This is a genomic window from Azospirillum lipoferum (genome assembly GCF_024170005.1).
In the GTDB taxonomy this organism is placed as follows: Bacteria; Pseudomonadota; Alphaproteobacteria; order Azospirillales; family Azospirillaceae; genus Azospirillum; species Azospirillum lipoferum.
Map to the genome: position 1 here is coordinate 308,741 of NZ_JALJXJ010000005.1, position 13,527 is coordinate 322,267.

Consider the following 13,527-nt stretch of genomic DNA (forward strand, 5'->3'; position numbering starts at 1 on the left):
TCCCGTATCGATAGGAAATTGACGGCCGCGCATATTTGCTATAATTCATAACAATCATAAAGCAAAACGATGCAAGCCGCTGGCCCCTTACCGCCGGCCGCGTGCCGCATCGCTGCCGGACAAATCCAAAAAATCGGGAGGGAAACCTATGGAGTCCGCCACGGGCTTGCCGTCTCCAGCGGCAGGCGTCACCGCAACCGCCGACGATGCCGTGACGGTGGTGCGCGAGGTCTATCGCCGCGTCGGTGCCATCGGCCTGGAACTGGCCGACATCACCGGCAATGTGCAGGAGGTGGCGGCGGTGGTGGACCGGCAGGGCGCGCAGTTCCGCACCCTGCGAACCGCCGCCGCGGCGATGACCGCCACCAATGCCGCCATCGACCGCACCGCCGAACAGGCCAGTGCCGCCGCCGAGTCCGCAACTGGCGAGATCGCCCGGTCGCGCAGCGCGGTCGCCGACGCGGTGCGCAAGATCGCCGAGCTGATCGACGGCGTCACCCGCATGGAGCGGCAACTGGCCCTCGTCAGCAATTCGCTGGGGCAGGTGGCGTCGGTGTCGCGGGCGATCCAAGCCATCGCCAAGCAGACCAACCTGCTGGCGCTGAACGCCACCATCGAGGCGGTGCGGGCGGGCGAGGCCGGGCGCGGTTTCGCCGTGGTGGCGACGGAGGTGAAGGAACTGGCCCGCCAGACCCAGATGGCGACCGTGCAGATCGGCGACACGGTGCAGGCCCTGACCTCGCAGGTGTCGGGCCTGATCCAGGACGGCGCCGCCGCGACCGCCAGCGCCACGCTGGCCCGCGAGGGCACCGCGCTGATCGAGCGGGTGGTGGCGGGGATGGAGGGGACGGTCGCCACCGTCCACGACGCCACCCATGCCATCGCCGAGGGGGTGCGCGCCAATCTGAAGGACTGCACCGCGGTCGAACGGGAGCTGGACGAGCTGGAACAGGCCGTCGGCGGCTCCTCCGGCCATCTGGCGGCGGCGAACCGCCGGCTGGAAAACCTGCTGGAACTCAGCGAGACGCTGATCGACCATATCGGCACCGGCCCGGTCGCAACCGACGACAGTCCCTTCCTCGCCGCGACGGTGGAGGCGGCGGCCCGGGTGTCCACCCTGTTCGAGCAGGCGGTAGAATCCGGCGAGATCGCTCTCGGCGATCTGTTCGACGAGACCTACCGGCCGGTTCCCGGCACCAACCCCGAACAGGTCCTGACCAGATTCACCGCCTTCACCGACCGGGTTCTGCCGGCGGTGCAGGAGCCGTTGCTGGACCTCGATCCGCGCGTCGCCTTCGCCACCATCGCCGACCGCAACGGCTATCTGCCCACCCACAACCGCAGATACAATCAGCCGCAGGGACCGGACCCGGTGTGGAACGCCGCGCATTGCCGCGGACGCCGGCTGTACCGCTTCCGTGCCGGGTTGAAGGCGGCCAGCGCGCCGCGTCCGTCGATCCACACCATGCCCCGCGACATGGGCGGCGGCAAACGGGTGCTCATCACCATCCTGAACGCGCCGATCCTGGTGCGTGGGCGCCAGTGGGGCGCCTTCAGCATGGCGCTGCTGCCGGCCGCCGGGTGACATCGCGCCCGGTGCGCGATTCAGGCGTTGACGCGCCCATAACTGTTATATAGCATAACAATATGCCTGAAGGTTCATCCGCTGCCGATGGCAGCGGAGCGGATTGGAGACTCCCTATGGAAGACATGTCTGTTGCCGCGCCGACCGACCTGCTGATCGGCGGACGGGCGGTTCCCGCGACCGGCGGGCGCCGGTTCGAGCGCCGCAACCCGATCACCGGCGGCGTGGCGACGGTGGCCGCCGCCGCATCGGCGGCCGATGCCGGTGCTGCGGCGGAGGCGGCACTGGCTGCCTTCTCCGGCTGGTCGGAAACCGGGCCGAACACCCGCCGCGCGCTTCTGCTGAAGGCGGCCGATGCGTTGGCCGCCCGCGCTGACGATTTCGTCACGGCGATGGCGGCGGAGACCGGGGCGACGGAAGGGTGGGCGCGCTTCAACGTGATGCTGGCCTCCTCGATGATCCGTGAAGCGGCGGCGCTCACCACCCAGATCGCCGGAGAGGTGATCCCGTCCGACAAGCCCGGCTGCCTCGCCATGGCAGTGCGCCAGCCCGTCGGCGTCGTCCTGGGCATCGCGCCCTGGAACGCCCCGGTGATCCTCGGCGTGCGCGCCATCGCCACCGCCATCGCCTGCGGCAATGCCGTGGTGCTGAAGGCGTCGGAGCTTTGCCCGCGCACCCATGCGCTGATCGGCCAAGCCTTTCAGGAGGCCGGCCTGCCGGACGGGGTGGTCAATGTCGTCACCAACGCGCCGGAGTATGCGGCCGAGGTGGTCAACGCCCTGATCGATCATCCCGCCGTCACCCGCATCAACTTCACCGGATCGACCCGCGTCGGCCGGCTGATCGCCCAGCGGGCGGCGGCACAACTGAAACCGGTGCTGCTGGAGCTGGGCGGTAAGGCGCCGCTGCTGGTGCTGGACGACGCCGACCTGGACGAGGCGGTGAAGGCCGCCGCCTTCGGCGCCTTCTTCAACCAGGGCCAGATCTGCATGTCGACCGAGCGGATCGTGCTGGACGCCAAGGTGGCCGACGCCTTTCTGACGAAGTTCGTCGCCAAGGCCGCCACGCTGGTCGCCGGCGACCCGCGCGACGGGCGCACGCCGCTGGGCTCGGTGGTCGACCTCGGCGCCGCCCGGCATGTGCAGGCGCTGATCGACGATGCCGTGGCCAAGGGGGCGGTGCTCCACCGCAACGGTGCGCCCGACGGCACGCTGCTGCCGGCGGCGATCCTCGACCATGTCACGCCGGAGATGCGGATCTACGCCGAGGAATCCTTCGGCCCGGTCGTCACCATCGTCCGCGTCGAGGGCGAAGAACAGGCGGTCGCCGTCGCCAACGACACCGAATACGGCCTGTCGGCCGCCGTCTTCACCCGCGACACGGCGCGCGGCCTGCGCGTCGCCCGGCGCATCCGCTCCGGCATCTGCCATGTCAACGGCCCGACCGTGCATGACGAGGCGCAGATGCCCTTCGGCGGCGTCAAGGCGAGCGGCCATGGCCGGTTCGGCGGCAAGGCCGGCATCGACGCCTTCACCGAACTGCGCTGGATCACCGTCGAGACCCAGCCCGGCCATTTCCCGATCTGACGCCCGACTGACGCCCGACTAACGCCCTTGGGGCGTCCCGACGCACTTCAAAGAATCCCAAAGGAAGCCAAAGATGACGACGCAGCCGCAGACCACCGCCACTCCGGACACCGCCCCACAGAGCACCGCCCCGCAGAGCACCGCCGACGTGGTCTCCATCGAGTTCGACAACGGCGTCGCCTGGGTCACGCTGAACCGGCCGGACAAGCGCAACGCGATGAACCCGACGCTGAACGCCCGCATGCTCGAAGTGCTGGACGAACTGGAGGTGGATGACCGCTGTCAGGTGCTGGTGCTGACCGGGGCCGGCGATTCCTTCTCCGCCGGCATGGACCTGAAGGAATATTTCCGCGAGACCGAGGCGAAGGGCCACATGGCGACCCGCCGCGCCCAGCGCGATTCCTACGGCTGGTGGCGCCGCCTGCGCTGGTTCGAGAAGCCGTCGATCGCCATGGTCAACGGCTGGTGCTTCGGCGGCGCCTTCTCTCCGCTGTTCGCCTGCGATCTGGCGGTGGCCGCCGACGAGGCGCAGTTCGGCCTGTCGGAGATCAACTGGGGCATCATCCCCGGCGGCAACGTCACCAAGGTGGTGGCCGACCTGATGAGCCAGCGCGAGGCCATGTACTACATTCTGACCGGCGAGACCTTCGACGGCCGCAAGGCGGCGGAGATGAAGCTGGTCAACTTCTCCGTCCCGCGGGCGGAGCTGCGCGCCAGGGTCCGCGCCATTGCCGACAACCTGCTGGAAAAGAACCCGCACACCCTGAAGGCGGCCAAGGACGCCTTCAAGCGCGTGGTTGAAATGCCGTTCGACGCCGCGGAGGATTATCTGGTGGTCCGCCAGGAATCGCTGAACTTCCTCGACAAGTCGGAGGGGCGCAAGCAGGGCATCAAGCAGTTCATCGACGACAAGACCTATCGTCCGGGGCTCGGCGCCTACAAGCGCGGCTGAAATCCGCGGCTGAAATCCGACGGGTCAATGATCGGCCGCGCCGGCGACAGAACGCCGGATCAAACGGGAAAGGGCCGGCGCGGCCGGAAATGGGAGGGTGGGAATGTCTGTGACCGAACCCGGAGAGTCCGGGGAGGGTGGGAGCGCTGCCGGCTTGCGCTGGGCCGGCCTGCGCTGGGAAGCGCCCGATCCCGTGGCCTATCAGGCCGCGGTTCAGCCGGGTGCCCCGGCCTGCGTCGACCTCGCCACCGGCGAGCGGCTGACCTACGAGGCGCTGCATCGGCGGATCGACCGTTGTGCGGCGTGGCTGATCCGGTGTCTGGATGTGCAGCCGGGCCAGGGCGCCGGCGGCCGGCGGGTCGCCTGGCTTGGCCGCAACGGCATCGACCAGCTGACCATGGCCTTCGCCTGCGTTCGTGCCGGAGCCGTGTTCGTGCCGCTGAACTGGCGGCTGACGGTGCCGGAACTGGCGGGGCTGGCCGCCGACGCGACGCCGTCGCTGCTGATCCATGGCGACGGGTTCGCCGCCACGGCGCAGGGCGTCGTCGAGACCGTGCGGGCAACGGTGCCGGGGCTGCGTCTGGTGGATGCTGAATCGGTACGCAGCGCTCAGGAGGGAGGGGAGCCGGTCACCGGGCTGCCGCCGCGCGATGCCGGGGCGCCGTCGATCATCATCTACACCTCCGGCACCTCCGGCCAGCCGAAGGGCGCCATCCACACCGAGCAGACCGCCTTCTTCACCGCGACCAACTTCGCCCTGCTGAACCGGGTCGACCATCGCAGCGTCTTCCTGTGCGACATGCCGCTGTTCCATGTGATCGGCATCGTCACGATCTGCCGCACCACGCTTCTCCAGGGTGGCACGCTGCTGCTGTCGCCCGGCTTCGACCCGGTGCTGACGCTGGAGCGGATGTCCGATCCGGCGCTGGGGGTGACGCATTACATGTGCGTTCCGCAGATGGCGCAGACCCTGCGCCAGCAGCCGGGCTACGACCCGGCCAAGCTGTCGCGGCTGGTCTTCTTCGGCACCGGTGGGGCCCCCAACCCGCCGGCGCTGGTGCGGCGCTTCGTCGAGGACGGGGTGCCGATGGCCGACGGTTATGGCAGCAGCGAGGGCGGCACCGTGCTGGGCATGCCGGTGGGCGACCTGCCGCGCATCGCGGCGAAGGCGGGATCCGCCGGTCTGCCGCCGGCGTCGGTCCGGCTGCGGCTGGTCGACGATGCCGGCGACGATGTCGCCGACGGCGAGGTCGGCGAGATCCTGGTGCGTGGCCCGAACGTCTCGCCCGGCTACTGGAACCGTCCCGCCGACGCGGATGCGGAGGGCTGGTTCCGCACCGGCGACACGGCGCGCCGGGATGGCGACGGCTTCTACTATATCGTCGACCGCAAGAAGGACATGTTCATTTCCGGCGGCGAGAACGTCTATCCGGCCGAGGTCGAGGCGGTGCTGCTGGAACTGGATACGGTGGCGGAAGCCTGTGTGATCGGGATCGCCGATCCGCAATGGGGCGAGGTCGGCTGCGCCTTCGTCGTGCCGCGCGCCGGCTGTCCGGTGACCGAGCAGGAGGTGATCGACCATTGCCGCAGCCGTCTCGCCCGCTTCAAGACACCGAAGCGCATCGTCATCGCCGATGAATTGCCGCGCACCGCGTCGGGCAAGCTGCGCAAGAACCTGCTGCGCGAACAGTACCGGAGCGAGACGGCGCTCTGACCTCCGGGCCGCTGGAAGCAGTTCCGGAGACACTTCCGGCAGCGGCAGAAGCGAAACCGACGATCGCGATGGAAGGGAGAGGACACCATGCCCCCGGAACGCAGCATCGACGTCCAAGGCTTTTTGAACGCGCATCCGTTCTCCCGCCGGCAGATCGGCATCGTCCTTCTGTGCCTGTGCACCGTCCTGCTGGACGGCTACGACACGGCGGCCATTGCCTACATCGCACCCTCTCTGCTGACGGAGTGGGGGTTGCAGCGCCCCGACCTCGCCCCGGTGCTGAGTGCGGCCCTGTTCGGTCTGGTGCTGGGCTCGCTCACCGCCGGTCCCCTGAGCGACCGGGGCGGCCGGCGTCCGGTGCTGATCGTCGCGGTCCTTGTCATGGGGGCGGCCTGTCTGGCCTCCGCCTTCGCCGGCGATCTGGCCACGCTGATCGCGTGGCGCTTCGTCACCGGCATCGCCCTGGGGGCGGCCATGCCCACCGCCCTGACGCTGGTCAGCGAATATTGCCCGGCGCGGTCGCGGGCTTTCACGACCAATCTGGTCTTCTGCGGCTTTCCCGTGGGGGCGGCGCTGGGCGGCGTTCTGGCCGCCTGGATCATCCCGGCCTTCGGCTGGCGCAGCGTGCTGCTGGCCGGCGGTGCGGCACCGCTGCTGCTGGCGCTGTTCCTGCTGCTGTGGCTGCCGGAATCGGCACGCTTCGCCGTCGCCCGCGCCAGACCGGTGGAGCAGATCCGCAAGCTGCTGGCGCCGATCTCCGCCGCCGCGGCCGACGCCACCCGCTTCGTGGTGACCGAAACGGCGACGGCGGCCGGCGACCGCCGTGGCGCCATCCGGCTGATGCTGTCGCGCGGCTTCGTCGTCGGCACGCTGATGCTGTGGATCGCCTATTTCATGGGGCTGACGATCTTCTACGCCATGGTCAACTGGATGCCGGTGCTGTTCCGCGATGCCGGGCTGGCCCCGGCGACCGCGGCGCTGGTCGCCGCCCTGTTCCCGCTGGGCGGCATCGGATCGCTGTTCTCGGGCGTGCTGATGGACCGGTTCGACGGCAACCGCATCGTCGCCGTCTTCTTCGCGCTGACCGGACTGGCCTTCATCGTGATCGGGCAGATCGCCGGGCAGGTCGGGATGCTGATGGTCGCGGTGCTGGTGACGGGGGCGTTGATGAACACCGCGCAATCGTCGCTTGGGGCACTGGCCGCCGCCTATTACCCGACGCAGGCGCGCGCCACCGGCATCGCCTGGATGATGGGGCTGGGCCGGTTCGGCGGCATCGCCGGCTCCTTCCTGGTCGCCGGGCTGGCCGGATGGCAGCTGAGCTTCTCCGGCATCCTCACGGCACTGGCCGTGCCCGCCTTTCTGGCGGCGGCGGCGCTGTGGCTGAAGCAGGCCGCCGGCGTGCCGCAAAGCTCGAAAGCTCTCAAGGCGGCAACGGCACCGGGTTCTTGAAGCCGCCCTCTCACCCGCTCTTGCGCTTTCCCCGTCCCTTGGCAGGGGCGGCATCGGCCTCGTCCGCGTCGTCGGGCGAGGCCGATGCGTTTCCGGCGGCGATCATCCGGCCGAGCAGGCTCAGCAGTTGTTCGCGCCCGTCGGTGCCGATCTGCTCGCAGATGCGCCGTTCATGGTCGGCCCACAGCCGGTGCAGTTCGGTCAGCAGGGTGGAGCCCTTGGCGGTCAGATGGAGGGCGTGGGAGCGACGGTCGCCGGCCGCCAGCTTGCGCGCCACCAGCCCACGCTCCTCCAGCGAATCGAGCAGCGGCACGAAGTTGGTGCGCTTGATGTTCAGCGCCGCGCTGACCTGCGACTGTTTCAGGCCGGGATTGCGGCCGATGATGACCAGCACCGAGAATTGCGCCGGCCGCAGATCGGCGGCGGCAAAGGTCTCGATGAAATCGGCGAACACCGCCATCTGCGCCCGCTTCAGCAGAAAGCCCACGGATTCGCCCAGGATCCCCAGATCGACGGCGCCCTTGTCCTCGGTCGCTGCGTCCGTTTTGGATTGGTCCGTTTTGGGGTGCTGGCTGTCCTCGCCCCGCTTGCGAGAGGATTTCCGGACGGCTTCGGCCATAGGATCTGTACCCGTGTCGAGTGTGTGACGATGGGCGCATGGCCCGGCGAGTGGAGCGGAGAGTAGCAGGCGGACCGGCTTTGCAGAATCGCATCCTGCGGAGAATGCCACGCAGCGGGGCCGATGACGGACCACAGGAGAAATTGTAATAATCGATATCAATTATAAATGATACGGCATCGGCGCCGCGCGACAGAACTGACACGCCGGGTGCGGCAAAAAGCCCGCCTCCGGACCGGAGCGCGGGCTTTTTGCCGTGCGTCTTTCTCGATTGGGCGGCTGACCGCCTTTAGAACGCCAGACGGGTGTCCAGCATCAGGATGTGCGCCCGGTCGGTCAGGTCGCCGCCGCCTGCCGCACCGCCCGACAGGGTCGAGCGGACATAGTCATATTCCAGCCCGGTGGTCAGGCCGGGGGCCACCGTCCAGGTGACACCGCCCTGCCAGATGTCGGCCTTGGCCGGCGTCGTCATGGTCGCCATGTCGTTGCCCAATGCGCGCATGTAGTTGGCGGCGAACAGCAGCGGGCCGCTGAGATACTGGGCACCGACGATCAGGTTCTGCTGGTCGCGCGACTGCGCGATGCCCTTGGCATAGCCGCTGTCGCCGCTGTACGCGTAGCTGACGCCGATTTTCGCCGGGCCGTAGCCGACATTGGCGCCGACATGGATGGAGTTCAGATCCTCGAAGGACTGGCTGGCGATGCCGTCGCTCTGCCGCACCGCCTTGCCGGTCTGGTAGAAGGCGCTGGCCTCCACCGTCACGTCGCCGAAGGCGTTCTGGAACGCAGCACCCGCTTCGACCACGTCGCGGAAGCCGAGCGCGTCGCCCAGGGCATCGACCTTGCGGCGGTTGACCGAGCTGTTGGAATCGCCGGTGCGCGGGGTGTAGGACACCGCCGCCTGCAAGCCGCCGAAGCTGGGGCTGATATAGATGAACTTGGTCCCGGTGTCGTAGGACACCAGCGTGCGCAGGCTGGTCGCCGCCAGCGGCAGGGCGGCGTAGGTGGAGGAGCCGTGGAGGAACAGGATGCCGTTGCTGTCCGGGCTGCCGGCGATGCCCTCGGTGTTGGGGCCGATGATGCCGTATTCGTCCGACAGCCCATTGACCACGCCGGCCTGCACCGTGCCGAAGGCGCCGTTGGCGTAGAGATAGGCGCGGTCATTCTCCACCGTCCGGCTCGACACCGACGGGTCGCCGTTGCCGGACACCAGACGCAGCCGGGCGCCGTAGGTCAGCCCGTTGTCGGTGGTGGCGGACGGGGTGACGGTCAGGCGCAGGCGGTTGGAGAATTCGGTCGAACGCAGGCCGCTGTCCTGCTTCTGGCTGATATAGGCGCCCTGGAAATAGGCGTCGCCGCCGATGGTCAGGCTGAATTCGGCCTCGGCAAGGGCCGGTGCGGCGTGAAGGGCGACGGCGGCGGTGCCGGCCAGGGCTGCGGTGCGAAGGAGGGAGAGCGAGGGCATCGGGCGCATGGGGATGGTCATTCCAGGAATGGGCGGCGTGGGATGGGGCGTCAGGCGGGCGGGGTGGCAGGGAACCAGCGGCGGCCGAAGGCGGTGAGGTTGTCGTTGGTCAGGCGGGCGAGGCAGAGGATCTCGACGCTGTCGGCCCAGCGCGGGTTGAGGCGGCGGAACTGGGCGACCGCCGGACTGTCGAGCTTGGCCTCGCTGATGGCGCGGGCTTCCTCCGTCAGGCCGTAGCCCTGCCATTTCCAGTCCACGGTGCCGCTGTCGGCGTCGTAATACTGGGCGAAACATTCGCGGCCGATATGGTCGCGCAACGCCCGGTCCAGCCCGTCGAGCGTCTGGTCGGCATTGGGCGTATGGCGGATGAACAGCATCGGCATGTAGCGGTAGGAGCGGTAGCCGACGGCGCTGTAGCTCCAGTACCACAGCCGTCCCGACCGGTCGGCGCGTGCCCGGTCGACCATCTCCGAGACCATCGCCCGCACCAGCCCGTTCGATCCCCAGAAGCGGCGCTCCAGGATGCAGTGGGCGGTGTGGAAGGCGCCGACCGGCGTGCCGTCGATGTCGGTCTCCTGGCGATAGACGGTGGCGAAGCCGACCAGTTCGCCGGTCTCCGGATCCTCCTGAAGGACGCAGTGGTCGAGGTCGCCCAGTTCCTCGTTGAAATAATCCTCGCCGTACCCTTCGAACCAGACGCTGAGCAGGGCGAACATCACCGCCCGCCGCTCCGCCGTCAGGGCGGCGGGTTCGACGATGCTGGTCCGCAGGGGGGTATGGGACGCGCGCGGCGTCATGCCGGCCCTCCGGACAGGTGGCCGGCAGACAGGTAGCTGGCGGCACCGGCATCGCGGACATCGGCGCAGATGTCCTCATAGTTGCAGGTGATCTCCTCCCCCGCGGCGATGGCGCGGCGGGCGACGAACATCCGCCAGTCGCCGGGATCGGACCGTCCGATCGACGGCTCGTCGTCATGGTTGAGGAAGCGGGCGTCGTCCCCCGGCAGGAGGACGCCGACCCCGTCGATCACGCAGCCATGGAAATCGGCCAGCCGGGCGACCTGGGGGAACTCGTCCAGCAGGGTGTCGTCGGCGGCGAAGAGGCGGTCGATGCGGGCATCGAACCGCCACACCGGCGTACCGGCCGCGACCGGCTCCTCGGCGAAGAGTCCCAGCCCGTGGATCGGGCTGGCTGCGAGGCGGGTGGGGATGAGGAGCGGCATGGCGTTTCTTGTTCCCGGCGACCCAGTGATGCGTCAGGCGGCTGCGACGTCGGTGGCGGCGGTCGTCAGCGATTCGTCGAACTCGAAGCTGGCGGCGTCGTCGACGAACTGCTCCTCGATGGTCGTGCGCGGCTGCTGCAGGCAGACGCCGATATAGTCGGCGAAGCGCGGCGGCGGGGCGAAGCCTTCGCCCAGCAGGCGGCTGTTGTCGAAGGCGATGTCCTGGGCGGTGAAGCGGTGGTACTTGCGCCCGCCGGCGGCCATCGTCCGGTGCAGGATGTCGCGTTGCGGGAAGGCGAGACGATAGGCGCGGTCGAACGGCTTCCAGCCTTCCGGTCCCTTCGGGTCGAAGAAGCTGTAGGGGCGGGTGCCCTCATGGCCGTGGCTGGCGAAGGCTTCCTGGAAATCGACCCAGGTGGTGCGGCTGCCGAGGCCGGCGGAGATGTGGTAGATGTTGTGCTTCAGGTCCGGCTTGCGCAGCAGGTCGTGCAGGCGGGCCGACGCCCAGTCGACCGGCACGATGTCGATGAAGCCGTCGGGCGAGCAGGGCAGCACGCCGGTGCGGTCGACCAGACGGAAGAACCAGAAGATGCTGGCGCTGGGACGCACCCCCAGCTGGGTGTGGCCGACGACGATCGACGGGCGGCAGACGACGATCGGCAGGTCGGGGAAGCCGGCCGCCAGGGCACGCTCGGCCGCGGCCTTGCTGCGGGTGTATTCGACGATGTGCGGGGTGTCGTGGCCGGGGGCCGGGGCCTCGCTCACCATTTCCAGCCACGGCGTCTCGCCGCAGCAGAAGGCGGTGCCGATGTGCAGGAAGCGCTGGAGATGCTTCATCCGGCGGGCGCGGGCGGCGAGTGCCAGCGTACCGTCGACGTTGATCTGCCAGACCGAATGGCGGCTGTCGAAGGAGGTGTCGGCGGCGACATGGACGATGTGGGTCACCGCGTCCAGCCGCGGATCGGTGCTGGTCGCCAGCGATTGCAGGTCGCCGGGCAGGATCTGGCACAGACCGGCATAGGCCTCGGCCGTGGCGCGGTCGACGCAGCGCGCGAGGTTTGCGGCGAGACGGGCGCGGCAGGCGGCCTCGTCGGCGCCGCGGATCAGCAGGAGGCAGTCCGCCGCGGACCCGTTCCGCACGGCGTCGAGGTAGAAGGAGCCGCCGAGGAAGCCGGTGCCGCCGGTGAGAAGGATCATGGTGTGCCTCTGTCTCGCGTCTGAAGGGATGGGGGCAGGGGGAGAAGGAAGGGAACCCGCTTCAGGAGGAGGCGGGGAGGAGGTCGGGGGCAGGAATGCCGCCCGGGGGAACCGTGGTGAGGAGCTGGCGGATGCCGCCGCGGTCGACCTGAAGCTGCACGTCGGCCGCATCGAAATAGGCGTCGTCATGGGTCACCGCGATCACGGTGATGCCACGCGCCTTCAGCCAGGGAAGGATCTCGCGGTAGAACTTGCGCCGGAAATAGGGCGACTGGTCGGCCGCCCATTCGTCCAGCACCAGCACCGGCTTGCGTTCCAGCAGGGCGGCGATCAGGGCGAGCCGCTTCTTTTGGCCCTGCGACAGGTCGACGGTGGTGAAGGCGCGGCCATCGACCGCAACCTTGTCCGACATCTCCAGCAGGTCGAGAAGCTCCTCAGCATAACCGTCGTCGAGCGTCGTGGCGCCATAAAGCTGGCGGGTCACATGATTGTCCGAGAAGACCACGGCGAAGCGGTCGCGGTGGGCGGCAAGGCCGTCCGGCCCCACTGGCACGCCATCGACCGACAGGCTGCCGCGCTGGATCGGATAGAGGCCCAGCAGCATGTGGATCAGCGTGCTCTTGCCGGCCCCGTTGTGGCCGGTGATGAAGACGACGCTGCCGCGTTCGATCGACATGTCCACCGGACCGACGGTGAAGGACCCCGTCCCGTCGCGGCCGGCATGGCGGAAGCTGGCACCCTCCAGCGCGATGGTGGAGAAGGTGTCGTCCGTTCCGCCGCTGCGACCCTGGGCCGCTGCCTGTGGCGCCGCCTTCAGCTCGGCTTCCACCGCCAGATAGGAGCGGGCGGCGGTCTCGGCGCTGATGTAGGAGGGGTAGGAGGCGACGATGGTGATGACCGGATAGGCGATGAAGGCGGCGGCATGGCCGGCCAGGATGACGGTGGCGATGTCGGTGTTTGTGACCGCCGGCAGCAGGAAGATGATTCCGGCCAGTGCGGCGTAATAGGTCAGCTCGCTGATGGTGAAGTAGTGGCTGTACTCCGCCCCGAAGCGGTGGCGTTCCTTGCGCAGGGTTTCGGCGCAGGATGTTGCGTCGGCCAGTGCGTTGGCGGCGCGGCGGCGGTTCAGCTTGCATTCCCGCAGGGTCTGGAGGATGTGCTCCGACCGTTCCGACAGGGCGCTCTCGGCCTCGTGGATCGTCTCCGACATCAGTTCCAGCCGGACGACCGAACGGCCGATCAGGATGCCGCCGGTCACCAGGAAGCAGAGCACGATCAGCACCGCTGCCCCCGACAAGGTGGCGAGATACAGCAGGCACAGCAGGATGGCGGCGACCGACTGGAAGCTGATGACCAGCGTCGGCACCGCCTGCGCCAGCAGTTGCAGTTCCGGTCCCGCCACCTGGGCGAGGCGGGAGGAACCGACCGCCATCGCGTCCGGCAGGTCGGCGGCCACGGCCCGGCGCAGCAGGTCGACGCGCAGCACGGCAAGGGCGGTCTGCATGCGCTTGGACGCCGCGTTCATCATCCAGCCCTGGGCGATCCGCCAGAGGAAGGCCGACAGCAGGAAGACGATCAGCAGCCGCTGCAAGCCTTCCGGGTCGTCCAGCGCGAGCAGCGCGTCGTTCAGCGAGGTCAGCAGGGCGAGGTTGAGCGCCGCCGCCAGCACCGCCAGCAGCATCAGCGGCTGGATGTTGCGCAACGCCTCGCGTCTCAGGATGCGCCAGAGATCCAT

General features: G+C 68.9%; 11 protein-coding genes. 5 read left to right on the forward strand and 6 right to left on the reverse strand.

Going from position 1 to position 13,527, the window contains the following annotated elements; all coding sequences use genetic code 11:
* Positions 1–148: 148 nt before the first annotated feature.
* The 5 genes from J2848_RS13855 to J2848_RS13875 all read left to right on the forward strand — a co-directional run bounded on the left by J2848_RS13855 (position 149) and on the right by J2848_RS13875 (position 7,289).
* Positions 149–1,585, forward strand: coding sequence for a methyl-accepting chemotaxis protein (locus tag J2848_RS13855; RefSeq protein ID WP_149231560.1), 1,437 nt, complete (start codon positions 149–151; stop codon positions 1,583–1,585).
* Between the two features lie 116 nt (positions 1,586–1,701).
* A complete protein-coding gene (locus J2848_RS13860) occupies positions 1,702–3,171 on the forward strand; it encodes an aldehyde dehydrogenase (RefSeq protein WP_149231561.1) in 1,470 nt (489 codons plus the stop codon).
* A 73-nt stretch (positions 3,172–3,244) separates the two neighbouring features.
* A complete protein-coding gene (locus tag J2848_RS13865) occupies positions 3,245–4,123 on the forward strand; it encodes a p-hydroxycinnamoyl CoA hydratase/lyase (RefSeq protein ID WP_246193873.1) in 879 nt (292 codons plus the stop codon).
* Between the two features lie 103 nt (positions 4,124–4,226).
* Positions 4,227–5,837, forward strand: coding sequence for an AMP-binding protein (locus J2848_RS13870; protein WP_246193874.1), 1,611 nt, complete (start codon positions 4,227–4,229; stop codon positions 5,835–5,837).
* Between the two features lie 87 nt (positions 5,838–5,924).
* A complete protein-coding gene (locus tag J2848_RS13875) occupies positions 5,925–7,289 on the forward strand; it encodes an MFS transporter (RefSeq protein WP_149231563.1) in 1,365 nt (454 codons plus the stop codon).
* 10 nt (positions 7,290–7,299) lie between these two features.
* Here J2848_RS13875 and J2848_RS13880 read toward each other — a convergent pair whose 3' ends face one another.
* The 6 genes from J2848_RS13880 to J2848_RS13905 all read right to left on the reverse strand — a co-directional run bounded on the left by J2848_RS13880 (position 7,300) and on the right by J2848_RS13905 (position 13,527).
* Positions 7,300–7,908, reverse strand: a complete 609-nt coding sequence (locus tag J2848_RS13880) for a MarR family winged helix-turn-helix transcriptional regulator (RefSeq protein ID WP_149231564.1) — start codon at positions 7,906–7,908, stop codon at positions 7,300–7,302.
* Positions 7,909–8,197: 289 nt separating this feature from the next.
* Positions 8,198–9,382, reverse strand: a complete 1,185-nt coding sequence (locus J2848_RS13885) for a porin (RefSeq protein ID WP_246193875.1) — start codon at positions 9,380–9,382, stop codon at positions 8,198–8,200.
* A 41-nt stretch (positions 9,383–9,423) separates the two neighbouring features.
* Positions 9,424–10,170 (reverse strand): hypothetical protein, encoded by a 747-nt coding sequence (locus tag J2848_RS13890; RefSeq protein ID WP_211103129.1) that lies wholly within the window; start codon positions 10,168–10,170, stop codon positions 9,424–9,426.
* Positions 10,167–10,595: an SET domain-containing protein gene (locus J2848_RS13895; RefSeq protein ID WP_149231565.1), complete on the reverse strand. Its 429-nt coding sequence runs from the start codon at positions 10,593–10,595 to the stop codon at positions 10,167–10,169. Before J2848_RS13895 ends, J2848_RS13890 begins: the two co-directional genes overlap by 4 nt.
* A gap of 33 nt (positions 10,596–10,628) precedes the next feature.
* Positions 10,629–11,792 (reverse strand): SDR family oxidoreductase, encoded by a 1,164-nt coding sequence (locus J2848_RS13900; RefSeq protein WP_149231566.1) that lies wholly within the window; start codon positions 11,790–11,792, stop codon positions 10,629–10,631.
* 61 nt (positions 11,793–11,853) lie between these two features.
* The gene (locus tag J2848_RS13905) at positions 11,854–13,527 is read right to left on the reverse strand and encodes an ATP-binding cassette domain-containing protein (protein ID WP_149231567.1); all 1,674 of its coding nucleotides are present in this window, start codon (positions 13,525–13,527) and stop codon (positions 11,854–11,856) included.

Bases quoted from the DNA above. Each gene is read 5' to 3' on its own strand.
- J2848_RS13860 (WP_149231561.1), top strand. From the start codon at position 1,702: ATGGAAGACATGTCTGTTGCCGCGCCGACCGACCTGCTGATCGGCGGA.
- J2848_RS13895 (WP_149231565.1), bottom strand. From the start codon at position 10,595: ATGCCGCTCCTCATCCCCACCCGCCTCGCAGCCAGCCCGATCCACGGG.
- J2848_RS13885 (WP_246193875.1), bottom strand. From the start codon at position 9,382: ATGCGCCCGATGCCCTCGCTCTCCCTCCTTCGCACCGCAGCCCTGGCC.
- J2848_RS13875 (WP_149231563.1), top strand. From the start codon at position 5,925: ATGCCCCCGGAACGCAGCATCGACGTCCAAGGCTTTTTGAACGCGCAT.
- J2848_RS13905 (WP_149231567.1), bottom strand. From the start codon at position 13,527: ATGGATCTCTGGCGCATCCTGAGACGCGAGGCGTTGCGCAACATCCAG.
- J2848_RS13900 (WP_149231566.1), bottom strand. From the start codon at position 11,792: ATGATCCTTCTCACCGGCGGCACCGGCTTCCTCGGCGGCTCCTTCTAC.
- J2848_RS13865 (WP_246193873.1), top strand. From the start codon at position 3,245: ATGACGACGCAGCCGCAGACCACCGCCACTCCGGACACCGCCCCACAG.
- J2848_RS13890 (WP_211103129.1), bottom strand. From the start codon at position 10,170: ATGACGCCGCGCGCGTCCCATACCCCCCTGCGGACCAGCATCGTCGAA.
- J2848_RS13870 (WP_246193874.1), top strand. From the start codon at position 4,227: ATGTCTGTGACCGAACCCGGAGAGTCCGGGGAGGGTGGGAGCGCTGCC.
- J2848_RS13880 (WP_149231564.1), bottom strand. From the start codon at position 7,908: ATGGCCGAAGCCGTCCGGAAATCCTCTCGCAAGCGGGGCGAGGACAGC.
- J2848_RS13855 (WP_149231560.1), top strand. From the start codon at position 149: ATGGAGTCCGCCACGGGCTTGCCGTCTCCAGCGGCAGGCGTCACCGCA.